Below are 25,153 nucleotides of genomic sequence, written 5' to 3'. Positions count from 1 at the left end.
GTGCGGCGGCACTGGTTTTTGCAATGGAGCCCTTGTCGGACGATTGGACGCGCGGCGAGGTCGAGATCGAACTCGCGACCATTTTGCGCGACCCGGAATTTGAGCGAAACCCGAGCGTCTCCCGTTTCCTGACCTTCGTGGTGACGGAGACGCTTGACGGCCGGGGGGCGCGGCTGAAGGCGTTCACCATCGCCGTCGAGGTTTTTGGGCGGGACGAATCGTTCGACGCGCAGAACAATTCCATCGTGCGCGTGCAGGCCGCGCGCCTGCGGCAATTGCTGGCGGCCTATTACGCCGGTCCCGGCGCCGCCAGCCCGATCCGCATCGAAATGCCCGTCGGGGCCTATAGGGTTTTGGTCAGCAGGTGCGACGCGTCGCCCGAACGTGCGCCCGCTCCGCCGCTCGCGGCTGAATCTCCGGCGGTCCCATCGTCGCCGCGCCCCATGTTTTCAGCGCTGATCGTCGCCGCCGCGGCCGTGGTCGTGATCGTGATGCTTGCGTGTCTGGTGTCGTGGCCCTCCAGCCGAGCGCCCCAGCAACTCGATTGGACACGGGGACGCCCCACGGTCGCCGTCGGGGTCGCGCCCGGTTCGGACGCCGATTCGCTCGCCCTGGCGCGATTGAGCGAGGGGCTTTCGCGCGCGCTGGGCGCTTTCGACGGTTTGATCGTGACCCGTCCGGCGGCCGAGAGCCGGCGGGAGACGCCCGGCGCTTACACGCTCGTCGTCCACCTGCGCCCTTCGGCCCGCCCGCCTCGTCTGTCCATCGACCTGTCGCATACCCTGAGCGGCGCCGTCGTCTGGACCGGCGATTACCCGGCGCCGGTCGACGAGGAGGGGGAAGCCGCGATCATCGCCTCCGCGGCGCGCGCGGTCGCCGACACCCATGCCGCCGTGAACATGGACATGATGGCGCGCACCCGGCCCTGGCCGGCGCGGCCGTCCGGCCATCTTTGCATTCTCGCGACTCTGGACGCCATCACGCACCGCGATCCCGACGATTTGCGTCGCGCCTTCGACTGCCTGGAGGCCGAGATCGCCGCCGATCCCGACAGCGCCTACGCGGAGGCGCTGCTGTCCGTCTTGCTGGTGCGGCGTTACCTCGACGCCGAGCCCGGCAATCTCGGGCCCGCCGACCTGTCGCGGGCCACGCGACTCGCCCGCGAGTCCTTCGACCGTGACCCGCAGCGGGCGCGCTCCGCCTATGTGCTGCACCTCGTGCGCTTCTACGACAAGCGCTTTGAAGAGGCGTTCGTCGCCGCCCGCAGGACGCTCGAGCTCAATCCCAATGTCACCCTCTTTGTCGCGCAGATCGCCGCGAGCTACATTTCACGTGGCGACTACGCGCGTGGCGAGACTTTGCTCGCGCCGTTGAGCGCCCTCGACCGCGCCGCGCCCAGCTTTCTTTACGCCTTCTCCTGTCTCGCCGCCTTCATGCGCGACGACGAGGCGCGATTTCGCTCGCTGGCGCGCGCGGGCTTCATGGAGAAAGGCGCCATCGGCCTGATCTTGCGCGCCATCGCCGCGAATCGCGCCGGCGACCGGGAGGCGACGCGCGCGGCCGCGCAGATGTTGCGGCAAAAATTTCCTGGCGTCGCCGCCGACGTGCCGGCCACGCTCGATCGTTACGCCTTCGCGCCCGAAATCGTGGCAAAACTCATGGGGCAATGGCGCGCTGTGCAATCGGCTCTCGAAACCCGTTGACGCGTCGCTCGGCGGCCTTGCAAGGGGTCAGGCGCTCATCCGATTGGATCTCGCGCCTTTTCGTTCGTTGTCTTCGATGATCAGGCGTTCGAGGTTGGATCGCGCCACGATCAATCGCGCCCGCACGGATTCGACTTCCAGCGGCGTCAGAGCGCTGAGCTCCTCGTTCCGCTCGAATTCGGCGACGGCGTAGTAAAGCTCCACAAGGGCGCGCTCAAGGTGCTCGAACATGCGTTTTCCTCGCCCGAGTATGAGATGGCTCGCACCTGCGTCGATAGGAACGCTGGTTTTCGCCGATAGTGTCAGAGCTAGGCCATACGCGGCGACAATGACAGGTTAAAGGCGTCAGGGCACGTTAATCGCGGCGTTTAACGTCCATGCGGAGGCGTCCCGGGGCCGTTCCGGCGTCGAATCGACGGCTTCACGGGGTGCGGCTGACATGTCCGTCGACAAAGATGAGGTGATCGTCGAGGTCGACTCGCCAATAGACATAGGCGTCGGGATCGCCCCAGTTTCTCCCGCGCCAGCGCGCGCCAAACACGCCTTCGTCATTGGCGCAGGGCGAAATCGGCTCGAACCCCTGTTCGAAAAGGGTTTTTTGCAGCGCCTCGCCCGGCGACCCCAAGGCGAAACGCTCGCGCAGGCGCTGGCCGAAGGCGGTCGGGGTCTGCGGCCCGCGCTTTTTCCGCGCGTCCTGTTCAAGAATCGAGCGCGCCGGGCAGGGCGCGCCGGAAAAACCGTCGTTGGCGAGGCCGGCGATCAGGTCTGGAGACGGCGGGGCGGGCGCGCGGAAAAACCACCAGCCGAGCCCGGCGATCACCAGCCCGAGGACGACCGCGAGACGCATGAACTACTCGTGATGGTCCATGCCGCCGGCGGCCAGGAATTTTTCCAGCCAGTGGATGTCGTAGGCGCCGTCCTGGATTTCCGAATTGCGCACCAGGGCGCGGAACAGCGGCAACGTGGTGTCGACGCCGTCGACGATGAACTCGTCGAGCGCCCGGCGCAGGCGCATCAGCGCCTCGTTGCGGGTGCGGCCCTGCACGATCAGTTTTCCCACCATGGAATCGTAATTGGGCGGGATCACATAGCCCTGATAGGCCGCCGAATCGACGCGCACGCCGACGCCGCCCGGCGGATGGTAATAGAGAATCTTGCCGGGCGAGGGCCGGAAGGTCGCGGGATGCTCGGCGTTCACCCGGCATTCGATGGCGTGGCCGCGCAGGTCGATGTCTTCCTGCCGATAGGCGAGCGGCGCGCCGCTGGCGATCTTGATCTGCTCGACGATCAGGTCCAGGCCCGAGATCATCTCGGTGATCGGATGCTCCACCTGGATGCGGGTGTTCATCTCGATGAAGTAGAATTCGCCGTTCTCGTACAAAAATTCGATGGTGCCGGCGCCGGAATATTTCAGCTTGCGCATCGCGTCGGCGCAGATCTCGCCGATTTTCTGGCGCTGGTCCTGGTTGAGCGCCGGCGAGGGGGTTTCTTCCAGCACCTTCTGGTGGCGGCGTTGCAGCGAGCAATCGCGCTCGCCGACATGGACGGCGTTGCCAAGCCCGTCGCCGAGGATCTGAATCTCGATGTGGCGCGGCTTCTCCAGATATTTTTCCAGATAGACGGCGTCGTCGCCGAACGCCGCCTTGGCCTCGGTGCGGGCGGTGGCCAGCGCCTCCGACAGGTCGAGCGCGGTGCGCGCCACTTTCATGCCGCGTCCGCCGCCGCCCGCAGCGGCCTTGACCAGCACCGGAAAACCGATCTGCTCGGCGACCCGCATCGCCTCGTCGTCGTCGGTGATGCCGCCTTCAGAACCGGGCACGCAGGGGATGCCGAGGGCGCGCGCGGTGCGCTTGGCCTCGATCTTGTCGCCCATGATGCGGATGTGCTCGGCCTTGGGGCCGATGAAGGCGATCTCGTGATCGGCGCAAATCTCGGCGAATTTGGCGTTTTCCGACAGGAAGCCATAGCCGGGATGAACGGCGTCGGCGCCGGTGATCTCGCAGGCGGCGAGCAGGCCGGGAATGTTGAGATAGGAATCGCGCGCCGCCGGCGGGCCGATGCAGACGGATTCGTCGGCCAGCTTGACGTGCATGGCTTCCGAGTCCGCCGTCGAATGGACGGCGACGGTGGCGATGCCAAGCTCCTTCGCCGCGCGCAAGATTCGCAGGGCGATTTCGCCGCGGTTGGCGATCAGGATCTTTTCGAACATTTAGGCGATCACCATCAGCGGCTGGTCATATTCCACGGGGCTCGAATCATCGACCAGCATGGCGGTCACCGTGCCGCTCTTGTGGGCGACAATGTCGTTGAACGTCTTCATCGCCTCGACCAGCAGCACCTTTTGGCCGGCGGTCACATGGGAGCCGACCTCGATAAAGGGTTTCGACTCCGGGCTCGGGCGCAGGTAGACGGTGCCGACCATCGGCGATTTCAGCACGTCGGCGTGATCGTGCTCGGGGGCGGCCGGCGCGGCGGGCGCGGCCACGGCCATGGCCGGCGGGGCGGCGACATAGGCGGCGGCGACGGGGGCGGGCGCCGCAAAGGTCTGCCGCGCGACGCGAATGCGCAGATCGCCTCGCTCCACCTCGATTTCGCTCAGGTCCGTCTCGCTCAGCAGCAGCGCGATTTCACGCACCAGCCCGGCGTCGATGTCGGATGAAGTGTCACGGGCGGGTTTGGAGCCGGGGGTCTTGGGCATTCTTGTGAGAGCCTCTTGAATTTCTGGAACGGGCGGGCGTCGGATCTTGAATCGCGCTTACGCTAAAGAACGACGCCGTATAGTACTTTTGTGCAAGCATTGAAAGGGGCGCGTCAAGGTGAAGCCCCGGCAAGATTTGGCGCGCGTCTTGCGCTGCCGCCTTGTTTTTGCGCCCGACCGGCACTAGGTTCCAGATAAAATTGAACTCGGAGGTCAATGCTCATGGGCGGTCTTTCCTTGCCCCATCTCTTGCTTGCGGCGGTCATCATCCTCATTCTGTTCGGCGGCAAGGGCAAGATTTCCGAGCTGATGGGCGACGTCGCCCGGGGAATCAAGAGTTTTAAGAAGGGCCTGAGCGACGAGGATTCGGCGCCGCCCAAGCCCGCCGAAACCGCCGCGCCGGCGAAGACCATCGACCATCATGGCGCGGCGCCGGCGCCGACGCATGATCCCAACAGGGTCGGCTGAGGCCTGGACCTGCGCTGTCATGTCGCGGTCTAGGTAAGGGTTCTGCATGTTCGACTTCGATGTGGGCAAACTGCTCCTGATTGGGGTGGTGGCCCTGATTTTCATTCCGCCCAAGGATTTGCCCAATGCGTTGCGCCAGCTCGGCCGCTTGCTCGGCCAGGCGCGGCGCATGGCTTCGGATTTCCGCGCCCAGTTCGACGAGGTTTTACGCGAATCCGAGATGCGCGACCTCAAGGACGAATTTTCCGAGATCAAGCAGAAAGCGTCCATCGAGGGGACGATGAACCGCATCGCCGACATGATCGATCCTGAAAAGGCCGCGCCGCCGCCCCCCGCTGAAGCTGTCCCCGAACAGGCTCCGGCTGTCGAAAAGGCCGAGCTTCCGCCGGCGCCGACGGAAGTCAAATCATGACGCAGGCCGACATCGACGCCACCAAGGCGCCGCTCATCGAACATCTCATCGAATTGCGCGCCCGGCTCATCAAGGCGCTGCTCGCCTTCGTCGCCGCCTTCGTCATCTGCTTCTGGTTTTCGCACGAGATCTACAACGTCTTGCTCGGCCCCTATGTGATGGTGGTGGGACCGGAAAAAGCAAAACTGATCGCGACGCATTTTTTGGAGCAGTTCTTTACGCAACTCAAACTTTCCATGTTCGGCGCCGGCTTCATCGCCTTCCCGATCATGGCGTTGCAGCTCTACAAATTCGTCGCGCCGGGGCTTTACAGCCACGAGCGGCAGGCCTTCGCGCCCTATCTGGTGGCGACGCCCGTCTTCTTCTTTCTGGGCGCGCTGCTGGTCTATTTCGCCGTCATGCCGTTTCTCATCAAATTCTCGGTGAGCTTTCAGCAATTGGGCGTGGCGGGCGAGCCGACCATCGAATTGTTGCCGAAAGTCAGCGAATATCTGTCGCTGATCATGACGCTGATCTTCGCTTTCGGCATCGCCTTCCAATTGCCGGTGATTCTCACCCTGCTGGGTCACGCGGGGATCATCGACAGGGCGTTTTTGACGGAAAAGCGGCGTTACGCCATCGTCCTGATCACGATCATCGCGGCGATCCTGACGCCGCCTGACCTGATCTCCATGATCGCGCTTGTCCTGCCCATGGTGCTGCTTTACGAAGGCGCGGTCATCGCGGTCGGCCTGATCGAGAAGAATCGGGCGGATACGTCGATTTCCGAATAGCCCTTCAGAGGAGCCCTCACCCTGAGGAGGCCGCTTGCGGCCGTCTCGAAGGGCGAGGGCGGTTCACGAATTTCGAGCCCGCCATGCACGATATCAAGACGATCCGCGACGACCTCGCCGGTTTTCGAACCGATCTTTTGAGGCGCAAGCCGGATGAGGCCGCCGCCGACGCGCTGATCGCGAAACTGGTGGAGCTCGACGACGCGCGGAAAAACGCGATCCAGAAGGCGCAAGCCGCGCAGGAGCGCCGCAACGCCGCGTCCAAGGAAATCGGCGCGGCGATGAAGGCCAAGGACGCGGCGCTCGCCGAAAAGCTCAAGGCGGAAGTCGCGGAGCTCAAGGAATGTATGGGCGCTCTTGAAGCCGAGGAGCGTGAGGCCATCGCGGCGCTGGAGACGGAGCTGGCGGCGATCCCCAACCGCCCGCTGCCGGAGGTCCCGTTCGGCGCCGATGAAAACGACAATCCCGAAGTGCGGCGGGTCGGGGAGCCCAAAAAATTCGGGTTCAAGCCGAAGGAGCATTTTGAGATTGGCGAAGCGCTCGGCCTGATGGATTTCGAGGCGGCGTCTAAAATGTCGGGCGCGCGATTCACCGTGCTCAGGGGCAAGCTGGCGAGGCTGGAGCGCGCGCTGGAAGCGTTTATGCTCGACCTGCACACGGATGTTCACGGCTACACCGAGGTCGCGCCGCCGCTGCTGGTGCGGGATCAGGCCATGTTTGGGACGGCGCAATTGCCGAAATTCGCCGAAGATCAATTCCTCGCTACGCGAAAAATCCCGGCGGCTGAGCACCAGTCGCTTGTTGAAGCGGCTGAGGTGTCGGCGCCTGGGCCGTACGTCAAGGAGCTGCAAAAATTTCTGATTGACGATAAGGATTATCTCTGGCTGATCCCCACGGCGGAAGTGCCGCTGACGAACCTGGCCCGCGAGCAAATTCTGGACGAGAAAAACCTGCCGCTGCGCATGACGGCGGGCACGCCCTGTTTCCGCGCGGAGGCCGGGGCGGCGGGGCGCGACACCCGTGGCATGATCCGCCAGCACCAGTTTTCGAAGGTCGAAATGGTGTCGATCACCACGCCGGAACAGGCGATCGACGAGCACGAGCGCATGACCGCCTGCGCCGAAGAAGTTTTGAAGCGCCTGGGCCTTCCTTATCGCGTCGTCCTGCTTTGCACCGGCGACATGGGTTTCGCCTCGCAAAAGACCTACGACATCGAGGTTTGGCTGCCGGGCCAGGACCGCTATCGCGAAATTTCGTCCTGTTCGGTTTGTGGGGATTTTCAGGCGCGCCGCATGGCCGCGCGCTATCGTCCGACGGAAGGCAAGACGCCGCGCTTTGTTCACACGCTCAACGGTTCGGGCGTGGCGGTCGGCCGCGCGCTGGTGGCGGTCCTCGAGAATTACCAGAACGAAGATGGTTCCGTAACCATCCCGGAGGCCCTGCGCCCCTACATGGGCGGGCTGGAGACGATCGCAAAGCTCTGACGCCGCGATCCCCGCTCCCCCCTCGCCCCCCAAAGAGGGGCGAGGGGCAGCGGTCGGCGGGCGCGCCGACAAAAATTCCGTAACGAAGGAGCCTGGTCGGTCACTGATGCGCGTCGAGACGGTTAGTTCTTGAGAATTGTCGGCAGGCCCAGGAGTTTGGACAAGGGCGCCGGTTCGTCGATCAGGGTTACGCGAGGCGTTCTGTTCGACAGAACTGGGAGTCGAAGAAGTCTGGACAAGGGCGCGGGGTCGTAAAGCAGGCTGGTTGGGTTCGAATTCGTGGCCGCGCCGGGTTCGTTGAGGATGCGGATCGCCGTCATCGCCTTGTCCGGTTCCGCTTCGACGGTCACAGTCGCTTTTCCCATGGATTTTCTTTCCATTTTGACGAGATCGTCTCTGAACGTTTTCCTGAGGGCGGCTGCGGCCTCGCGGGCCTGTATTTCCGAGGGATAGGATTGCGTGATGGTTGTCGGCATGAGGACTCACCTTTCGGCCAAATACTGCAGGACTAAGCGCTGTTGCTGTTGCGCAACGGCTTCGGTTTCCGATGGGCGCGCCGGTCGCCGCGCGCTCACCCAAAACGCTGTTGCGCGGCGATCAGTTCAAGGTTCGCCAATTTTCAGGTCCAGAGCCCGTTCACCGAACGGGCTCCAACTTTTTGTATTGACGCATTTTCTTCACGCGAACCGGCATCCACTTCGCTCGAAAAGGCTCTGGGCTCTTGGAACGAACGCGCAGTTCGGACGGCGACGCCAATGACGCGGCGTTGCCTCCGCTCACCGGGGCTGTCCGCGCCGTTGATAAACGCTATAACCCCCGCAATCTTTCTCATCCGAATCGTGGGCGCCAAAAGCATGCGCATTCTCATCACCAATGACGACGGCATCCATGCCCCCGGCCTCGGCGTGCTGGAGCGGATCGCCCAAAACCTCGCCGACGAGGTCGTCGTCGTCGCCCCGGAAAGCGACCAGTCCGGCGTCGCGCATTCGCTCTCCCTGTCCGATCCGCTGCGCCTGCGCAAAATTTCTGGCAATCATTTCGCCGTCAAAGGCACGCCCACCGACTGCATCATCATGGGCGTGCGCAAAATCATGCTGGACAACCCGCCCGACCTCATCCTGTCCGGCGTCAATCGCGGCCAAAATGTCGCCGAGGACGTCACCTATTCCGGCACCATCGCCGGCGCCATGGAGGGCACGCTGCTGGGCTTCCCTTCCATCGCCCTGTCGCAATGCTATGCGGGCGAGAATTCCTTTTGGGAATGCGCGGAGGCCCACGCCGCCGGGCTGATCGAAAAGATCGTGGCGCACGGCTTTCCGCCGGGCGTTCTCGTCAACCTCAATTTCCCCGCCTGTCCGCCCGACGAGGTGCAGGGCGTGAGCCTCACCCGCCAGGGGCGGCGCGAGCAGGAATTGATGAAGATCGACGCCCGCCACGACGGGCGCGGCAATCCCTATTACTGGATCGCCTTCGAGCGCCCGCGCTTTATCGCGGGGGAGGGCACGGACCTCGAAGCCGTGGCGCAGAACCGCATTTCCGTCACGCCGCTGCGCCTCGACCTCACCGACGAGCCGGGACTGGCCCATTTCGCCAGCGTCTTCGGCTGAATGGCCTATCAGCCGCCATTCCCCTCGGCCGCCGCCCTGGCGCGGGTGGAATTGCAAAAACTCGCGGCGGCGCGCCTGCTCCTGAGCCTGCGCTCAAAAGGTTTTAACGATCTCAACCTTCTGCGCGCCATGGAGAACGCGCCGCGCGAAAATTTTGTCGGCGCGGCCCAGGTCGAACGGGCGCTGCGCGACATCGCTTTGCCGCTGCCCTGCGGCCAGACCATCGAAAGCCCCTCCGAGATGGCGCTGGCGCTGGCGGCGCTCGGCGTCGCCCCGCATATGCGCGTGCTGGAGGTCGGGACGGGCTCGGGCTGGTCGGCGGCGGTGCTGTCGGGGCTGGCGAACCGCGTGGTCACGCTCGAATGTTTCGATTCGCTGGCCCGCGCCGCCCGCGAGCGGCTGGAGCGGCTGAAGATCGCCAATGTGGCGGCGCTCTGGGCCGACGGCAATGACATTTCGCCCGAGCTCGGCCTGTTCGACCGCATCATCGTCCACGCCGCCATCGACACCCCGCCGCCGCATCTTCTGGGCGCCTTGGGGGAGGGCGGGGCGCTCATCGCCGCCCGCGCTTATGGGGAGCGGACGGAGCGGGTGCTTTACCGCCGCGCCGCCGGCGACAGGATCGAAACCACCGTGCTTGGGCCTTGCCGCGCGCAAACTCTGCTGAGCGGCCTGTTCGCCAACGTCTGATACGGTTTCCGCAAGATCGCTCCGCGATCCGCGAAAACGAAATCGCGCGGAAATCCTCCAGGCGAGGGGCGGATTGCCGCGCGAGCGGAATACGGGTTCCGAACGGATCGTTCGGAACCCGTATAAGCCCTTGTTAAGCACGTCTGTCCCCCTGCCGTAGCGAAAAAGGGTGAACAGCGATTCATCTTAAACGCTCCTTTAACCCACATGGCTCTAAATCGACGTGTTGATGTTCGGTTTGTGAGTTGAGTCATGGTGCAAGCGCTGAAGCGGAAAGAATTCGGCCTGTTGCTGGCCGGCGTTGCGGCCCTGGCCTTGTCGGGCTGCGCCGACTCCTCCCGGGTCGATGATCCCTTGTCCAATCCGTTCAAGGCTTCCGCGTCGCGCTATGACCGAACGCCGACGGGTTCGACCCTGCCGCCAGTGACGAAATACGCGGACTCCGGCGAGAACAAGGGCTTTTTCTCCGAAGCGTTTCGCACCTTCGACGATCCCGCGCCGAGCACCGATTCCGCCGCGGACCTGCGCCGCTCCGCCGCGCCGCGCCCCGTCGCGCCGTTGCCGCTCCAGAGCCGCGCCGCTCCCGTCGCGCCGATCACCAGCCAGCCGCTGCCGCCGCCGCAAGTCGCCGCGCCCGCGCCGATTCAGGCCGCGCCTGCGCCGGTCCTGGCCGCGCCCGCGCCCATCCAAGCCGCGCCGGTCAGAGCTGTGGCCGCGCCTGCGCCTCGCGCCGTCGCCGGCCGCGTTGGCGGCTGGTCGGTCGAAGGGGGCGCACCCGTCACGGTCGCCCAGGGCGAGACCGCCGCCGCGATCGCCAACCGCTATGGCGTGCCCACCGACACCCTTCTGCAACTGAACGGCTATCGCTCGCCCGCGCAGGTGCAGCCGGGAGCGCGCCTGACGATCCCGGTCTACAGCGCCCACGCGCGCGCCGAAGCGCCGCGTCCGGTCGCGCCCCAGGCGGCGCCGGCCCCGCAGTTCGCCAAGGCGCAGCCGATCCGGCCGCGCGACGACGCCGAACAGGCCGCGCCCGCGCCCAAAAAACCCGAACCCCGCATGGTGATGAAGCCCGGCCCGCAACCGCTCGTCGCCGCGGAGGAAGAGGACGCGAAGCCGGCCGCGCCCGCCAAGCCGAAGGTCGATCCTGTCGCCGAGCGCAAGGCGAAGATCGCCGAGGCCCGCGCCGCCGCGATCAAGGAGGCCGCCGCCACCATCGAGAAGAAAAAGGCGCAGGAGGTCCAGGCCGCTGCCGAGGCAAAGAAAATCACCGCCGCTGAGGCAAAGAAAATGACCGCCGCCGAGGCGAAAAAGACAGCCGCCGCTGAGGCCAAGAACGCGGCCGTCGCCGAAGCGAAAACCGCCGCCGACGCGAAAAAGGCGGAACAGCTCGCCAAGGCGCAGGCCAAGGCGCAGCAGCAGGCGCAAGCCGCGCCGGCGGTCGAAAAGGTTGAAAAGACCAAGGTCGCGGAAGCCGCGCCCGAATCCGTCAAGCCGAAGTCGCCGGCGTCCGAGGACGTTCCCACCGCGCGCACCACGCCCGAGGGCGACAGCGCCAATCCGGAATTCCGCTGGCCGGCGCGCGGCCGGGTGATCGGCGGCTATGGCGGCGGCGGCAATGACGGCATCAACATCGCGGTGCCCGAAGGCACGGCGGTCAAGGCGGCGGAGGCCGGCGAGGTCACCTATGCCGGCAGCGAGCTGAAGGGCTACGGCAATCTGGTTCTGATCCACCATCCCAACGGCTTCGACAGCGTTTACGCCAACAACAGCGCGCTGAACGTCAAGCGCGGCGACAAGGTCAAGCGCGGTCAGGTCATCGCGGTCTCCGGCCAAAGCGGCAACGTCGCCTCGCCGCAGCTGCACTTCGAGCTGCGCAAGGGCCACAAGCCCGTCGATCCCACCAATTTCCTGGCGGGATTGTAAAAAGTTCCCTAACCGCGAGACACGGCTAGCGGGAAGAAAGAAGCGGCGGGTCCCAGGAAAGGCCCGCCGTTTCCTGTTTCCGGGTTTCTCGCGGCCTCTGGCGTTTTCCCCTGCCGTGGCGCAGACTGCCGCGGTCACGCTGGAGTTTCTCCATGTCCTGGAACTATTATTTCAAGGATCGCGCGGGCCATCAGAACGGTCCCGTCTCCTTCGAGGAATTGCTTGTCGTCGCCCGCTCCGGGCGAATCGCCCCGGATTGTCTGGTCTGGCCGGAGGGCGGCGCGCCCCGGGCGGCGCGCGACGTGCCCGAACTCGTCGCCGCCATGTCGGCGCCGTCGCCTGGCGCCGCCGCCGCGATGCGCGCGGACTTTCCGGTCTGGGACCTGTTCTGGCGCAGTCTTGTCGCGGGTTTGGGCTTTCTCCTCGTCATTCCCGCGCCCTGGCTGGCGCTGTGGCTCTACCGCTGGCTGATGAGCCGCGTCAGCCTGCCGAACGGCGCCCGCCTGGCGCTGGAGAGCGGCCTCGCCCGGCCGGCGATTCTGTTCATCGGCCTCGCTTTGTCCGTGCTCATCCCCTCGCTTTACGGCGCCGGCGACCCCCACGCGGCCGAGCGCGGCGATGTCGCGACGGTGCAACTGGTCGGCTCGCTGATCCAGGTCGGCTGCTCCTTCCTGATCCTGCGCTGGCTGGTCGACTCCGTCCGCAGCGAGGATGGCGCGCTGCGCATCTCGTTCTTGGGAGGATTCTGGGCCTTCCTCGGCTGGAGCCTGCTGCTCGGCCTTTCCGTCCTGACGATTATCGGCTGGGCCTGGGTCATCCGCTATCAGGCGCGCTGGATTTGCAGCAACATCGCGGGCAGCCACCGCTTCGAGTTCGTCGGGGAGGGCCTGGAGTTGCTGTGGCGCACGCTGGTGCTGGTGCTCGGCTCCTTCCTGATCATTCCGATCCCCTGGCTGTTCGCCTGGTACTACAACTGGATCGTCACCCAGGTGCTGGCGGCGCCCAACACCGAGAGTCCGGCCTTGAGCCAGAGCGTGGCGGCTTGACGCGGCGGCGCGGCGGGGGCATGGAGTTTTGAACTCTTGCGACCGCCATGCCTCTGACCTTTGCCTATGGCTCCAATATGTGCGTCGCCGACATGGCGGCGCGCTGCCCGCACGCCAAAATGCTCGGCATGGCGCGGCTGCCCAAATTCCGCTTCGCCCTGTTGCCGGACGGTTTTGCGACTCTCGTTCGCGATCCCGCGGCGCTCACCTACGGGGTGCTGTGGGAGCTGAGTTTCGGCGCGCTCGCCGCGCTCGACCGCTATGAGGGCGTGGCCCAGGGGGCCTATGAAAAACTGATCCTGCCGGTGATCAGGGACAAGGGCGGCGCGGTTCGCGCGCTGGTCTATCTCGGCCGCCCCGAGGCGAGCCTGGGCCGGGCGCCGGCCGACTACATGGAAAAAATAATCGCCAGCGCCGTCGCGCATGGTTTTCCGCGCGAGCATGTCGAATTTTTACGCGCCTGTGGCGGAATTTCGGCCCCCGCGGAGCCGCCGCCCAAATTCCGCGCCATCAAGAACGAGTCGATGCTATGAGCCAGCCGCAGATTTTTCGCACCGTCGCCGACATGCGCGCCGCCGTGGCGCTTTGGCGCGGGCAGGGAGACAAAATCGCGCTGATCCCCACCATGGGGGCGCTGCACGCTGGCCACCTGTCCCTGGTGAAATTCGCTCGCGAAAACGGTTTTGTCCGCGCCATCGTCACGATTTTCGTCAATCCCACGCAATTCGCCGCCAACGAGGATTTCGGCGCCTATCCCCGCACCTTTGCGGCGGACGTGGACAAGCTCGCCTCGATCGGGGTCGATGGCTGTTTCGCGCCGCCGCCCGAGGAAATGTATCCGCCGGGATTTTGCACGAAGGTCGCGCCTGGAGGACCGGCGCTGGCGGGGCTGGAGGATCGGTTCCGGCCGGACCATTTCGCCGGCGTCGCCCAAGTCGTCGCCAAACTGCTCAACCAGGCGCAGGCCGATGCCGCCTGTTTCGGCGAAAAAGATTTTCAGCAGCTCGCCGTCATCCGGCGGATGGCGCGGGACCTCGACATCCCCACCCAAATCTTCGGCGTTCCCACCATGCGCGAAGCCGACGGTCTCGCCATGTCCTCGCGCAACGTCTATCTGAGCGCGGAGGAACGCCGGCAGGCCGTTCTGCTGTCGCAAGTGTTGCAAGAGACCGCGAAGGCCATGCGCGCGGGCGAAGACATCCCGGGGCTTTGCGCCGCCGCCGCCCAAAAAATCGGGGCGGGCGGTTTCGCGCTCGACTATTTCGAGGCGCGTCACGCCGAAAGTCTCGCCCCCGTGGCGGCGCTCGCGGACGGGCCGATTCGGCTGCTGGTCGCGGCCCGGCTGGGAAGGACGCGGCTGATCGACAATTTGGCGGTCTGAAGCGGCGCCGGGCGCAGCCCGCTTCCCTTTGGCTTCGCTTGCGCTAAATAGAGCGCATGCGCATTTCCGATCTCGATCTTCTCATCATTCCCGGCCTCGGCGGCTCCGGGCCGGACCATTGGCAGACCCGCTGGGGCCAAAAACTCTCCACCGCGCGCGTTGTCCCGCAGGAGGACTGGGACCAGCCCCGGCGCGACGCCTGGGTCCGCACGATTTTACAGGAGATCGAGGCGGCGCCGCGGCCCGTCGCGCTGATCGGCCACAGCCTCGGGGCGCTGGCGGCGGCGAGCGCGCTCGCCGAGCACGGCGGGGGCAAGGTGAAGGCGGCTTTTCTGGTGGCGCCGCCCAATCTCGACAGCCCCGGCCTCGCCGACCGGCCGGTGGACCCGCTGTTCAAAGAAAAAGCGCCGCAAGCGGCGCTTCAAGTTCCCGGCGTGCTGGTGGCCAGCCGCAGCGATCCTTTCGCCGATTGGGCTTTCGCCGAACGGCTCGCTGACGTTTGGGCGCTGGACCTGGCCGACGCGGGCGACGCCGGCCATATCAACGCCGAGAGCGGTCACGGTCCCTGGCCGGAGGGATTGATGCGTCTGGCCGGGCTCTTCGCTAAAATCTGACCGTCACCGCATCCGCGCCCCGTTGAGCTTCTGGCTTGGGCGAGACTATTTCTCGTCCGCCATGTCTCCGGGACGCGGCGTATCTTGCCACCGGCTAGCCGGCGGGTGGCCAGATCCGTCAGCTCGTTTTTCGAGTGATGGACCGGACCGCAATCATGGCCAGGGGAATGCCGAGCACGTCGCCGACGCCAGCCGCGATGGGAATGATGCGTAAGACCTCACCTTGCAGGCTTGGGATCATCAGGACGATGACCACAAGCATACCGGCCAGAACAAATCCGCCCATACCTCAAAGCCAAGCAGCCAATCCGGACGTGTTAGCCTCCCTTGGAGGAGGAAAGACTGTCGCAGGACAATCTTTCAGTCCATGACTTGAATCAAAACAGCGTGGCGCATGAAAAAGCCGCCCCGAAGGGCGGCTTTGTCTTGGTCGCGGTCGCGGCGAAAAAATCAGCGCGAATAGAATTCGATGACCAGATTCGGCTCCATCAGCACCGGATAGGGCACTTCGCTCGGCAGCGGAACGCGGGTCATTTTGGCGGTCATCTTGGAATGATCGACTTCGTAGTAATCCGGCACGTCGCGCTCGGCCAGCGCCACCGATTCCAGCACGGTCACCAGTTGGCGCGAGGATTCCTTCACCTCGATCACGTCGCCGGCCTTCACCAGATAGGAGGCGATGTTGACGCGGCGGCCGTTGACCTTGACGTGGCCATGGTTGACGAACTGGCGCGCGGCGAACACGGTCGGCACGAACTTGGCGCGATAGACCACGGCGTCCAGGCGGCGCTCCAGCAGGCCGATCATGTTGTCGCCCGAGTCGCCCTTCATGCGGATCGCTTCGGCATAATATTTGCGGAACTGCTTTTCCGAAATGTTGCCGTAATAGCCCTTGAGCTTCTGCTTGGCCTTGAGCTGGGTGCCGAAGTCGGACAGCTTGCCCTTGCGGCGCTGGCCGTGCTGGCCGGGGCCGTATTCGCGCTTGTTGACCGGGCTCTTCGGGCGGCCCCAGATGTTCTGGCCCATGCGGCGGTCGATTTTATACTTGGCTTCCGAACGTTTGGTCATAAGGTCCTCGATATGTGTGCGCGAAGACCTTTCGCGCGCTCCTGTGGGGGCGCGGCGTCGAAAGCGATCCTCGCGTTCGGCGTTTTGGACGCCGGCGGAGATCGCGCCCTCCTCTGCTTCCGGGGAAGCCGACAGATCGCTCACCTCAAAGGGAACGGTCGCGGGTGCGAAAAACTTCCCCGCCGGCCGGGGCCAGCGGGGGAGAGACGGCTTCCTACAGGAGCGCGGAGGGGGCGTCAAGGCGGCAAGCGTTTACGCATTCGGCGGGAAAAGCTATGAACGCGCATGCGCCCCACCATCCTCCTCGACCTCGACGGCACCCTCATCGATTCCCAACCGGGCATCATCGCCAGTTGCGAAGCGACTCTGCGCGCCTTGGGCCATGCCGGCGAACCCCAGGACATCCGGCGCTACATCGGCCCGCCGCTCGAAGAGATGATCACCAGCCTTTTGCGGGCGAGAGGCGACGACCGCGTCGAAGAGGGCGTGGCCGCCTATCGCCGCTATTACGGCGAAACCGGCCTCTACGACGCTGAAGCCTATCCCGGAATCCCCGACGCGCTGAAAAGCCTTGCGGACATGGGCGCGCGCCTGTTCGTCGCCACGTCGAAACGGCGGGATTTCGCCGCGCGCATCCTCGACAACATCAAGCTCGCCGCATTTTTTGACGGCGTTTACGGCTCGATCCCCGGCGGCGCGCTGGACCACAAGCCCGACCTGCTCGCCCATATCCTCGCCGAGCAAACGATAAGCCCCGAAGACGCGATCATGGTCGGCGACCGCCGCTACGACATCGCCGGCGCCCGCGCCAACAGCATGCGCAGCCTCGGCGTGCTCTGGGGCTATGGCGCCCGCGAGGAGCTTGAAGCGGCGGGCGCCGACGGTCTGGTGAATCAGCCGAGCGATCTCGCGGAGGCCGTGTTTTCGGCGCTCGAATTGGCCGCGGGAAAAAAATCGCGCTAAAGCGGGGCATGATCGCCGTTCCGATTCGCGCGAAAATTCTGGTGTTCGATTCCGGCCTCGGCGGCCTGACGGTTTTGCGCGCCCTGATCAAACAGCGTCCGGACGCCGATTTCGTCTATGCCGCCGACGATCTTGGCTTTCCCTACGGCCCGCGCCCCGAAGACGACGTGGTCGCGCTGGTCATGAACGCCATGGACACGCTCATCAGCGCTGAAAAGCCGGATTGCGTGGTCATCGCCTGCAACACGGCGTCAACCCTGGTGCTGCCGCATCTGCGGGCGAAATGGCCGATCCCCTTCGTCGGCACGGTGCCCGCCATAAAACCGGCGGCGGAATTTTCCGCGACCCGGATGATCTCCATCCTCGCGACGCCGGGCACGGTGTCGCGCGACTACACCCGCGACCTCGTCGAAAAATTCGCCGGCCATTGCGACGTTACGCTGGTGGGCGCGAAAAAGCTCGCCAGCCTCGCCGAAGTTTTCATGCACGGCGAACAGCTTGACGAGGCGGAGGTCGCGGCGGAAATCGCGCCCTGCTTCGTCGCCGACGGCGAGCGGCGCACCGATTGCGTGGTGCTGGCCTGCACCCATTATCCCTTGCTGAAGGAAAAATTCGTGCGGCTGGCGCCCTGGCCGGTGCATTGGATCGACCCCGCCCCGGCGATCGCGCGCCGCGCCGACCAGGTTCTGCGCGACAGGCGCTCCGAGGGACAGGGCGCCTTCTCGTTTCGCTATACAAGCGGCGCGCAGCCCGACGAAAAGCTGAGGGCGGCGCTGCAAAAATTTTTGCCCGCGCGCGCTCGTGCGGAAGAAGCTATAGCCCGGCCGTGAGCAGCCGCCCGGCCTTGAGGTAGCGAAACGGGTCGACGGCGGCGCCGTCGACGCGCACCTCATAATGAAGATGCGGGCCGGTTGAGCGTCCGGTGGAGCCGACGCGGCCGATGATCGCGCCCGCCTCCACCCATTCGCCCTCGCTCACCTCGATCTGCGAAAGGTGGCCGTAGCGGGTGGCGAGACCGGCGCCGTGATCCACCTCCACCATATTGCCGTAGCCGCCGGAGCTTTCGGCCGCGGTGACGCGCCCGCTCGCCGTGGCGCGCACCGGATCGCCGTAGGGGGCGCGCAAATCCATTCCCGAGTGCAGCGCGGGGCGTCCCAGGAACGGGTCCGTGCGATAGCCGAAGGTCGAGGTGACGTCGAGCGGGCCAGGCAGAGGCTGGCGCAATGGCGCGAAGGGCAGGGCGCGGCGCAAGCCGTCCATCAGCGCGACGGCGCGGTTGACGTCGCCGAAGGCGCGTTCGAACGCGCGTTCCGTCGTGACGTAAGCGCCGCCGACGGCGTCGGCTCTTGCGACGTAATGGCCGCCGACCGCGTCGGCTCTTGCCGCCGGCTCGAACGGACCGCCCACGGCCTCGCCGCCAGCCGCCGGCTTGACCGAAGCCCCACGGCGCAGCAGGCGCTCCACCGGCAGTCCGGCTTCCGTGAACGCCTGACGCAGGTTTTCCGCGCGCGCCGTGGCGGGGCCGCGCAACTGCTCGAGCGTCGCCGCCTGCCTGCGCTCGATGCGCTCGACATTGCTGGCGAGGGCGCGCAGGCGATCCTGCGGCGACAGCGCGTCGCTGGCGTCGGACACGTCTTCGGGAACGGGCGTCGTGTCCCCGCCACGGCGCAGGTCAAACCCTTCGGGCGCGGGTTTTGTGAGCGCCGGCGCCGGCTTTGGCTCGATGGATCGGGGCGGCGCGGCATAGGCGGGCGCCGGCGGGTTGGCGGCGCGCGAAGAAGACGAGGTAGGCGCGGCGCGATCGATGGCGGTCAACCCGTCGCCGGGCGCGATTTTCGCCGCCAGCGCGCTGACCAGCGCCGAGCGCGATTCCAGCCGCGCCTGGCGCACCGCGAGTTCGGCCACCTTGCCCTCGACCGTGTCCTGATTGGCGAGTTGGCGCGTCGCCATCTGGTCGATCTGGTCGCGCAGGGCGGCGATGCGGTCCTCATAGGCGAATTGCATCTGCGCCTGGCGGCGCATCAGCGAGGTCAGCATGTCGTCGCGAAACACCAGATAGAGCGCGGCGCCGAGCAGGGCGGCGCACACCATGGGAACGACGCCGAAGACGAGATAGGCCCAATGCGGCGCGAGGGTGAAATCGCGGCGGAAGGCGCGAAAGGCGAGGCTGATGGCGAAAAGATGCGGATCGTGCGCCGTGGGAGCTTTACGCATGGATACCCGTCTCCTCCGGTCTGTTGCCGGATATGGTTGAGGGAGTCTATGCGGACGTGGTTAACTTTTTGAAAATGCCGCGCTCCCGGCTCTTCCTCGCGAGACGGATCGGAGGGGTGCGCCGACGTTGCCGGGACAGGCCCAGGCGAGGGGGCCGAGCGTCCAGCCGGGCGCCGGCAGCAGGCGCGCCGCGTCGGTCCAGACCCTTATCCCCCGCCCCCTCGCTGCGGAAATGCAAGGTCCCGCGGCTTGTTCCGCCGCGCGGGTGCGACTCACGGGCGAGAGCGCAAGATTTCATTTGCATGACGTGTCAATGAAGCGTTACAGGACTGAAAGTTGGGAGACGTTGGTGATGCAGTCCTACAAGCCCGGCAAGGCCGCGTTCATTTTCATCTTCATCACGGCCGCGCTTGACGTGATCGCTCTTGGCATCATTGTCCCGGTCCTGCCGAAATTGATCGTTTCCTTCCGTGATGGCGACTTTTCCGCGGCGTCGCGCTGGGTCGGCTATTTCGGCATCGCCTGGGCGATGGCGCAGTTCATGTGCCAGCCGGTTCTCGGCGCCCTGTCCGACCGCTTCGGCCGCCGCCCGGTGGTCCTGCTCTCCAACATCGGCCTCGGCATCGATTATCTGGTGATGGCGCTGGCCCCGAGCCTGACCTGGCTGTTCATCGGCCGCCTCGCCTCTGGCGCCGCCGCCGCCAGCTTCTCCACCGCGCAAGCTTATATCGCCGACATCACCCCGCCAGAAAAGCGCGCGGCAAAATTCGGCCTGCTCGGCGCTGTGTTCGGCGTGGGCTTCACCCTGGGCCCGGCCATCGGCGGCTGGCTCGGCGGCATCGACCTGCGGCTGCCCTTCTGGGCCGCGGCGGGCTTCAGCCTCGCCAACGCCGTCTATGGCTATTTCGTCCTGCCCGAGTCGCTCGCCCCTGAAAATCGTACGAAAAAATTCGTCTGGCGCAGCGCCAACGTGCTGGGCTCGCTGAAATTCATTGGCCGCGATTCCGGACTGGCGCTGATTGTCGGCGCCATCTTCCTGTCGCTGCTGGCGCATGAATCGCTGCCGAGCCTGTTCGTCCTCTACACCGATTACCGCTATCACTGGACCCCGGCGGAGACGGGCCTGGCGCTGGCCGGGGTGGGCATTTTCCAGACCATCGTCGCCGGCGGCCTGGTGCGCCACGCGGTGAAGAGATTCGGCGAAACCCCATCGGCGGTCGCGGGCCTGCTGTTCGGCGTCGCCGGCTTCATCGGATTCGCCGTCGCGCCGGTCGGATGGGCCTTCCTTGCCGCAATCCCGCTGATCGCCCTGTGGAGCCTTGCGGCGCCGGCCATGCAGTCGATGGCCACCCGCTTCGTCAGCGTCTCCGAGCAGGGGACATTGCAGGGCGCGGTATCGAGTCTGCGCGGGGTGTCGGGCATGATCGGGCCGATCACCTTCACCCAATTGCTCGCCTTCGAGATCGCCAAGGGCCAGATGCCCGGCATGGCCTTTGGCCTGTCCGCCCTGCTGCTCTCGTTCAGCTTCCTGGTGGTCGTGGCCATGGCGCGGCGTGGCGCCATGAAGGACGTGACGGCGGCGGCGCCGTAAAATTTGGCGTTCGGCTCTGCTTGGCCGTCGCAAAAAAATCTCCGCGCGTCCATATGAGTCCGGCGCGAAAATCATCGCGTTGAACCCCAGGGGATTGGCATGAACAAAGGTTTCGTCGCCGCGATCGCCTTGTCGCTTGCGGCGTCCGTTGGCCTCGCGACACAGGCGGAGGCCAAGGGCTGCATCCGCGGCGCCATCGCCGGCGGCGTCGCGGGCCACGCGGTCAAACACACCTGGTCGGGCGCGCTCGCGGGCTGCATCGCGGCGCGGCACTATTACAAGCAGAAGCGCCTGCAGCAGCAGCAGCAGCAACAGCAGGGCGGCGGCTACAATCGCCCCGGGTACAACCCGCCCGGCTACAACCAGCCCGCACCCGCTCCCTCGCGCTGACTCCCAATTGTGTTTGCGGCGCCCTGTTGCACAATTGTTATTGTGGCGCAGGGCGCGTCTCGCTATGGTCTAACCATCTGATTCCGGGATACCTCGGGACGGAGTAGGGGAATGGTGGATTATGCAGATTCGCAACGCGTGTCTCGCGGTCGGCAGTCTGCTTGCGGTGACGTCGGCGCCAGCCCTTGCCGGAGATCCGACCCTTCTCGGCGTCGGCCTCGGCTTCTTCGACGAGACCTTTCTCGATCCGCGCATCGCTTTCTTCAAGGTTGACTATAACCGTCCGCATTATCCGGCGACCGACATGCGTTTCGAGGTCCACGGCGGCTACAATTTCCTGCCGACGCCGGAAGTCTACGGTCGCCTGCATCCGACCGCCGGCATCGAGGTCACCTCCGCCGCGGGAACCTGGATTGGCGCCGGCATCGCCTATGACGTGAATTACGGCCCGCTCCATTTCACGCCGAAATTCGAACCGGGCGTATTCATGCCCGGGGATGGCAAACGGCTGAACTATCCGCTCGAATTTCGCACACAGATTGAACTGTCGTACGAATTTTCCGATCGTTCGCGCTTCGGCGTCGCGATCAGCCATTTGTCCAACGCGCAGCTCGCCGAAAAGGTTTACAACAAGCCGAACCCGGGCGCCGACATCATCTCCATTTATTACCGTTTCCCGCTGGACGCCTGGTTCCCCGGATCATGATCGAAGCCGCCGCGAGGCGGCTTTTTTATTCGGAAGGTCCGGGCAGGCCGAGCGTGCGGCCGGGATAGCCGGCGGCGTCGAAATAGCGCGTCGGACCGACCTGCTGGAAACGCAACGTCGTGACGTGGCCGTGCGCGTCGGGCGTCGACGATGTGGCGCCGCGCGTGGATGCGGGTTCGGCGCCGTTGGGCATGGCCTCCGTCAGAACCCGGCCCACGAGTCCGCCTTTCCGCGAAATGTCCAGATCGAGCAGCCGGGCGATGGTCATGCCGATGTCCGCATTGCTGGCAGGCGCGAAATCCACATGGGCGGTTCGAAAACTGGGACCGGCGGCGGCCATGAAATTGCGTGTGTCCGCGCGCGAGAAGGAGCCGTGCATGCCCTGGCCCTGGCGCAGGCTGGTGTCCGCCACCTGGACGCCGCAGGCCGTGGGGTCGTCGCATCCGGTCGAAAAACTGCGAAAATTGACGACGAGGGCCGGGACGGGGGTGACCGCCGCGCCCTTCAGGCCGATTTCGGAGAATTTCAGCGCGCCCGGGACGGGCCCAAGGTCGTCGCTGGCGAAGACGCCGCTGACATAATCCTGCGCCGACAGGATCATTTCGATCTTGCGCGCGAGCGCGTTGGCGGCGGCGGGATCCTTCGCCTTTGGAAGATAGATCAGGTCGGAGCCGCCATTGCCGGCGACGACGATGTCGGGATCGGCGGGGTCGTCGCCGAGCAGGCCATTGCCCCGGCTGGGCGTCGCCCCCGGCTTGAGCGGCGCGTTGCCCTTGTCCGGGTCGAACAGCGGCAGCGACAGGGCGTGGGCGAGGTCGAGCGCCACAAACCCCGGAGGCAACTGCCCGGCGGGAACCTTTTCGTAGCTTTGCGTGGCGGCCCAGCTGGTCGCGCTTTCCTTCGAAATGGTGGAAAATCCGTGGTCCGAGGTGACGATCACATCGGTGTCGCCGTCAAGACCTTGATCTTTCAAGGCGGCGAGCAGCGCGGCGAGATTGTCGTCGGCGTTGCGGATCGCGGCGAGCGAGGACGGACCGTTGATCCCCGGAACGAGTTTTTCCGGCGAGTCCGTCTGGGTGTGCTGGGTTCCATCGGGATCGCGCGACCAGAACACCATCACAAACGTCTGGCCGCGCCGCTTGAACCAGGGCAGCACGACTTCGGTCGCGGCGCGGACGAAATCGGCCTGCTGCGCGACATTGGGCATGGCGCGCGGCCGGGCGATGGCGAGGCCCTTCTCCTCCAGCTTTTGCTGGATTTCGGCGGGCAGGGGAACGCCCGTGTCATCGTCTGGCCCCGCGTGGCCGGTGCTGTCGTCGATGACGATGGTGGACTTGCCGTCGCGGGCCAGATGATCCTGGATCAGGGTGGGGCCGAGCTTGCCGATGGCGGCGGTCCCAAAGCCTTTTTCGCGCGCGGCGTGGAGGATGGTTTCCTCGTTCAGGTAATCGCCGCCGAAATTGGCGTCGACATCGCCCAGGACCCGGTCGGATTCAAGGAAGGGCGTTACGGTTGGTCCGAAGTGCGGCAGGAAGATCGGCTTGCCGGTGAAAATCGTGTTGGAAAAATCGCCGTGGTCGCCGGCGAAATGGCCGGTGGCGAGGGCGGCGGCGTTGGCGGTCGTGAACGTCGGAAACAGCGCATGGCTGTTGGCGAAGCGCACGCCGCGCGCGCTCAGGGCCGCCATTGTCGGCGCGGTCGCTTCGTTGACGATGCCGGGCCGCAGGCCGTCGGCGACGAACAGCAGGACATTCTTGGCTTTCTGCTGCGCGATGGCCGGCGGGGCGAACAGCAGGGCGAGGACGAAAACATATCGGCGCATGGGGATCTCCACGCGCCGATTGTATTCGCCTTAACGTGAAGGATTTACGTCACTTCTTGAAGGTGGCCCGTTCCTTCTTGCTGAAGTTCGAGAGATCGCCGGCTGCGGCGGCCTGGGCGCGCCCGGCCTTGCGAATCTTTTCCATCTTCAGGTCGGGCGCGACCCACGAGGGCAGGCGCTCCATCTTGTCGCTGCCGCAAGCCGGGCAGATCGCGGCTTCGTCGGACCGCATCAACAGTTCGGATTCGGCGTCGCAGGCGGAGCAGTGAAAGGAATACAGCGGCATTTCGGTCCTCGGGTTTTGCCAGATCGCTTGCCTAAAGAATAAGCAAAATTTGGGCCAGAGCCGTGGCCCATGGTCCGCCTCGAAAAGTCCGCCGTTGCGAAGAAAGGGCAGGCGAACAAGACGCCTTTTTGTTATAGGCGCGCAATCTTTCCGCGTCATGACCGGGATTGTCCCAGTCATGACGCCGGGCCGCCGCGCAAGCTGATGGGCGTGGATGCCCGCGACAAGCGCGGGCATGACGGCCTGGACATAGAGGAACCCTGATGACCGCCCCGAAAAGAATTTTCATCGATGGCGAAGCCGGCACCACCGGGTTGCAGATTCGCGAGCGGCTGGACGGACGCGCCGATGTCGCGCTGGTTTCGATCTCGGCGGACGATCGGAAAAACCCCGCGGCCAAGGCCGGGATTTTCGAAAACGTCGATCTGGTCGTGCTCTGCCTGCCCGATGACGCCGCGAAAGAGAGCGTGGCGCTCGCCGACACGCTTGGAGACAAGGCGCCCAAAATTCTCGACGCTTCGACCGCGCATCGGGTCGCGCCGGGCTGGACCTACGGTTTTCCCGAGCTTTGCGCCGGGCAGGCGGACGCGATCAAGGCGGCGTCACGAGTCGGCAATCCCGGTTGCTACGCCACCGGCGCCATCGCCATGCTGCGGCCGCTTGTCGACGCCGGCCTGGTTGCGGTGGACGCGACTTGCGCGATCCATGCGGTGTCCGGCTATTCCGGCGGCGGCAAGGCGATGATCGCGGCTTACGAAGCCGGGCAGGCCGCGCCGTTCGAGCTTTATGCGCTCGGGCTGGAGCACAAGCATATTCCGGAGATCATGGCCTATGGCCGGTTGGCCGCGCGCCCTCTGTTCGTGCCGTCGGTGGGCAATTTCCGCCAGGGCATGCTGGTGAGCCTGCCGCTGGCGCTGGAGTCTCTGCCGGGCAAGCCGACCGCCGCCGACCTCGAAGCGGCGCTGCAAAGCCATTACGCGGGCGCAAAATATGTGCGGGTCATGGCGCCGGAGCCCGGCGGCAAGCTGGAGCCGCAGGCGCTGAACAACACCAACGATCTGGAAATCCGCGTCTACGCCAATGAGGCCCATCGCCAAGCGGTGGTGGTGGCGAAACTCGACAATCTCGGCAAGGGCGCGTCCGGCGCCGCCGTGCAGAATCTGGAGCTGATGCTCGGGCTCTAGCGGGCGGCGGGAAACCCGTGGACGGCCCGCGTCCTTCGAGACGCCCGCCAAGGCGGGCTCCTCAAGGTGATGGCTACTCTATTGTCCTATATAGAGAAATTCCCTCATGGTGAGGAGGCTGCGAAGCAGC

Annotated in this window: 29 protein-coding genes; 19 read left to right on the top strand and 10 right to left on the bottom strand. The window is 65.5% G+C overall.

Going from position 1 to position 25,153, the window contains the following annotated elements:
* Positions 1-32: 32 nt before the first annotated feature.
* The gene (locus GJ654_RS08410; protein ID WP_155445706.1) at positions 33-1,703 is read left to right on the top strand and encodes a tetratricopeptide repeat protein; all 1,671 of its coding nucleotides are present in this window, start codon (positions 33-35) and stop codon (positions 1,701-1,703) included.
* 27 nt (positions 1,704-1,730) lie between these two features.
* Here the strand turns inward: GJ654_RS08410 and GJ654_RS08405 are convergent, their stop codons facing one another.
* The 4 genes from GJ654_RS08405 to accB all read right to left on the bottom strand — a co-directional run bounded on the left by GJ654_RS08405 (position 1,731) and on the right by accB (position 4,401).
* Positions 1,731-1,934: a hypothetical protein gene (locus GJ654_RS08405; protein WP_155445705.1), complete on the bottom strand. Its 204-nt coding sequence runs from the start codon at positions 1,932-1,934 to the stop codon at positions 1,731-1,733.
* A 190-nt stretch (positions 1,935-2,124) separates the two neighbouring features.
* Positions 2,125-2,550 carry a hypothetical protein gene (locus GJ654_RS08400; protein ID WP_155445704.1) on the bottom strand — a complete coding sequence of 142 codons (426 nt, stop codon included), beginning with the start codon at positions 2,548-2,550 and terminating at the stop codon, positions 2,125-2,127.
* A gap of 3 nt (positions 2,551-2,553) precedes the next feature.
* Positions 2,554-3,912: an acetyl-CoA carboxylase biotin carboxylase subunit gene (gene accC / locus GJ654_RS08395; RefSeq protein WP_155445703.1), complete on the bottom strand. Its 1,359-nt coding sequence runs from the start codon at positions 3,910-3,912 to the stop codon at positions 2,554-2,556.
* The gene (gene accB, locus GJ654_RS08390) at positions 3,913-4,401 is read right to left on the bottom strand and encodes an acetyl-CoA carboxylase biotin carboxyl carrier protein (RefSeq protein ID WP_155445702.1); all 489 of its coding nucleotides are present in this window, start codon (positions 4,399-4,401) and stop codon (positions 3,913-3,915) included.
* Positions 4,402-4,623: 222 nt separating this feature from the next.
* On the opposite strand from accB, the gene GJ654_RS08385 reads away from it, so the two are divergent.
* The 4 genes from GJ654_RS08385 (at position 4,624) to serS (ending at position 7,538) form a co-directional block, all read left to right on the top strand.
* The gene (locus tag GJ654_RS08385) at positions 4,624-4,869 is read left to right on the top strand and encodes a twin-arginine translocase TatA/TatE family subunit (protein WP_155445701.1); all 246 of its coding nucleotides are present in this window, start codon (positions 4,624-4,626) and stop codon (positions 4,867-4,869) included.
* 46 nt (positions 4,870-4,915) lie between these two features.
* A complete protein-coding gene (gene tatB, locus GJ654_RS08380; protein ID WP_155445700.1) occupies positions 4,916-5,281 on the top strand; it encodes a Sec-independent protein translocase protein TatB in 366 nt (121 codons plus the stop codon).
* Positions 5,278-6,054, top strand: a complete 777-nt coding sequence (tatC, locus tag GJ654_RS08375) for a twin-arginine translocase subunit TatC (RefSeq protein ID WP_155445699.1) — start codon at positions 5,278-5,280, stop codon at positions 6,052-6,054. The genes tatB and tatC overlap by 4 nt, the downstream gene beginning before the upstream one ends.
* Positions 6,055-6,137: 83 nt before the next feature.
* Complete coding sequence (gene serS, locus GJ654_RS08370; protein ID WP_155445698.1) at positions 6,138-7,538, top strand: serine--tRNA ligase; 1,401 nt, start codon at positions 6,138-6,140, stop codon at positions 7,536-7,538.
* A 122-nt stretch (positions 7,539-7,660) separates the two neighbouring features.
* Here the strand turns inward: serS and GJ654_RS08365 are convergent, their stop codons facing one another.
* Entirely contained in the window at positions 7,661-7,903 is a 243-nt protein-coding gene (locus tag GJ654_RS08365) for a hypothetical protein (RefSeq protein ID WP_155445697.1), read from the bottom strand.
* A gap of 489 nt (positions 7,904-8,392) precedes the next feature.
* On the opposite strand from GJ654_RS08365, the gene surE reads away from it, so the two are divergent.
* The 7 genes from surE (at position 8,393) to GJ654_RS08330 (ending at position 14,799) form a co-directional block, all read left to right on the top strand.
* Positions 8,393-9,145, top strand: coding sequence for a 5'/3'-nucleotidase SurE (surE, locus tag GJ654_RS08360; protein ID WP_155445696.1), 753 nt, complete (start codon positions 8,393-8,395; stop codon positions 9,143-9,145).
* Entirely contained in the window at positions 9,146-9,835 is a 690-nt protein-coding gene (locus GJ654_RS08355) for a protein-L-isoaspartate O-methyltransferase family protein (RefSeq protein WP_155445695.1), read from the top strand. It begins immediately after the preceding gene.
* Positions 9,836-10,087: 252 nt separating this feature from the next.
* Positions 10,088-11,758, top strand: a complete 1,671-nt coding sequence (locus GJ654_RS08350; protein ID WP_155445694.1) for a LysM peptidoglycan-binding domain-containing M23 family metallopeptidase — start codon at positions 10,088-10,090, stop codon at positions 11,756-11,758.
* A gap of 152 nt (positions 11,759-11,910) precedes the next feature.
* Positions 11,911-12,804, top strand: coding sequence for a DUF4339 domain-containing protein (locus GJ654_RS08345; RefSeq protein ID WP_155445693.1), 894 nt, complete (start codon positions 11,911-11,913; stop codon positions 12,802-12,804).
* 47 nt (positions 12,805-12,851) lie between these two features.
* Complete coding sequence (locus GJ654_RS08340; RefSeq protein ID WP_155445692.1) at positions 12,852-13,337, top strand: gamma-glutamylcyclotransferase family protein; 486 nt, start codon at positions 12,852-12,854, stop codon at positions 13,335-13,337.
* On the top strand, positions 13,334-14,185 hold the full coding sequence (gene panC, locus GJ654_RS08335) for a pantoate--beta-alanine ligase (protein ID WP_155445691.1): 852 nt from the start codon (positions 13,334-13,336) through the stop codon (positions 14,183-14,185). The genes GJ654_RS08340 and panC overlap by 4 nt, the downstream gene beginning before the upstream one ends.
* 56 nt (positions 14,186-14,241) lie before the next feature.
* Entirely contained in the window at positions 14,242-14,799 is a 558-nt protein-coding gene (locus GJ654_RS08330) for an RBBP9/YdeN family alpha/beta hydrolase (RefSeq protein WP_155445690.1), read from the top strand.
* A gap of 118 nt (positions 14,800-14,917) precedes the next feature.
* On the opposite strand, the gene GJ654_RS08325 is transcribed toward GJ654_RS08330, so the two are convergent.
* Both GJ654_RS08325 and rpsD read right to left on the bottom strand, forming a co-directional pair.
* Positions 14,918-15,085 carry a hypothetical protein gene (locus GJ654_RS08325; RefSeq protein ID WP_155445689.1) on the bottom strand — a complete coding sequence of 56 codons (168 nt, stop codon included), beginning with the start codon at positions 15,083-15,085 and terminating at the stop codon, positions 14,918-14,920.
* 164 nt (positions 15,086-15,249) lie between these two features.
* Entirely contained in the window at positions 15,250-15,867 is a 618-nt protein-coding gene (gene rpsD, locus GJ654_RS08320; RefSeq protein WP_155445688.1) for a 30S ribosomal protein S4, read from the bottom strand.
* A gap of 285 nt (positions 15,868-16,152) precedes the next feature.
* Between rpsD and GJ654_RS08315 the strand changes: the two genes are divergently transcribed.
* Both GJ654_RS08315 and murI read left to right on the top strand, forming a co-directional pair.
* Entirely contained in the window at positions 16,153-16,830 is a 678-nt protein-coding gene (locus GJ654_RS08315; protein WP_155445687.1) for an HAD hydrolase-like protein, read from the top strand.
* An 8-nt stretch (positions 16,831-16,838) separates the two neighbouring features.
* A complete protein-coding gene (gene murI / locus GJ654_RS08310) occupies positions 16,839-17,660 on the top strand; it encodes a glutamate racemase (RefSeq protein WP_155445686.1) in 822 nt (273 codons plus the stop codon).
* On the opposite strand, the gene GJ654_RS21430 is transcribed toward murI, so the two are convergent.
* On the bottom strand, positions 17,644-19,044 hold the full coding sequence (locus tag GJ654_RS21430) for a peptidoglycan DD-metalloendopeptidase family protein (RefSeq protein ID WP_155445685.1): 1,401 nt from the start codon (positions 19,042-19,044) through the stop codon (positions 17,644-17,646). The two genes, murI and GJ654_RS21430, sit on opposite strands and share 17 nt — an antisense overlap.
* Positions 19,045-19,396: 352 nt before the next feature.
* On the opposite strand from GJ654_RS21430, the gene GJ654_RS08300 reads away from it, so the two are divergent.
* The 3 genes from GJ654_RS08300 (at position 19,397) to GJ654_RS08290 (ending at position 21,731) form a co-directional block, all read left to right on the top strand.
* Positions 19,397-20,635, top strand: coding sequence for a TCR/Tet family MFS transporter (locus tag GJ654_RS08300; protein ID WP_155445684.1), 1,239 nt, complete (start codon positions 19,397-19,399; stop codon positions 20,633-20,635).
* Positions 20,636-20,734: 99 nt separating this feature from the next.
* Entirely contained in the window at positions 20,735-21,025 is a 291-nt protein-coding gene (locus tag GJ654_RS08295; protein WP_246664662.1) for a hypothetical protein, read from the top strand.
* A 121-nt stretch (positions 21,026-21,146) separates the two neighbouring features.
* Positions 21,147-21,731, top strand: coding sequence for an acyloxyacyl hydrolase (locus tag GJ654_RS08290; RefSeq protein WP_155445683.1), 585 nt, complete (start codon positions 21,147-21,149; stop codon positions 21,729-21,731).
* 25 nt (positions 21,732-21,756) lie between these two features.
* Here the strand turns inward: GJ654_RS08290 and GJ654_RS08285 are convergent, their stop codons facing one another.
* Positions 21,757-23,553, bottom strand: a complete 1,797-nt coding sequence (locus tag GJ654_RS08285) for an alkaline phosphatase family protein (RefSeq protein WP_155445682.1) — start codon at positions 23,551-23,553, stop codon at positions 21,757-21,759.
* Positions 23,554-23,602: 49 nt separating this feature from the next.
* On the bottom strand, positions 23,603-23,839 hold the full coding sequence (locus tag GJ654_RS08280; protein WP_155445681.1) for an FmdB family zinc ribbon protein: 237 nt from the start codon (positions 23,837-23,839) through the stop codon (positions 23,603-23,605).
* Positions 23,840-23,908: 69 nt separating this feature from the next.
* Here GJ654_RS08280 and GJ654_RS08275 point away from each other — a divergent pair, with 69 nt between their 5' ends.
* Positions 23,909-24,103: a hypothetical protein gene (locus tag GJ654_RS08275; RefSeq protein WP_155445680.1), complete on the top strand. Its 195-nt coding sequence runs from the start codon at positions 23,909-23,911 to the stop codon at positions 24,101-24,103.
* Positions 24,103-25,023, top strand: coding sequence for an N-acetyl-gamma-glutamyl-phosphate reductase (argC, locus tag GJ654_RS08270; RefSeq protein ID WP_155445679.1), 921 nt, complete (start codon positions 24,103-24,105; stop codon positions 25,021-25,023). Before GJ654_RS08275 ends, argC begins: the two co-directional genes overlap by 1 nt.
* Positions 25,024-25,153: the final 130 nt, after the last annotated feature.

The sequence above is a fragment of the Rhodoblastus acidophilus genome (genome assembly GCF_009720655.1).
In the GTDB taxonomy this organism is placed as follows: domain Bacteria; phylum Pseudomonadota; class Alphaproteobacteria; order Rhizobiales; family Beijerinckiaceae; genus Rhodoblastus; species Rhodoblastus acidophilus_A.
Note: the sequence above shows the minus strand (reverse complement) of the source record. Positions and strands in the feature narration are given on the sequence as shown.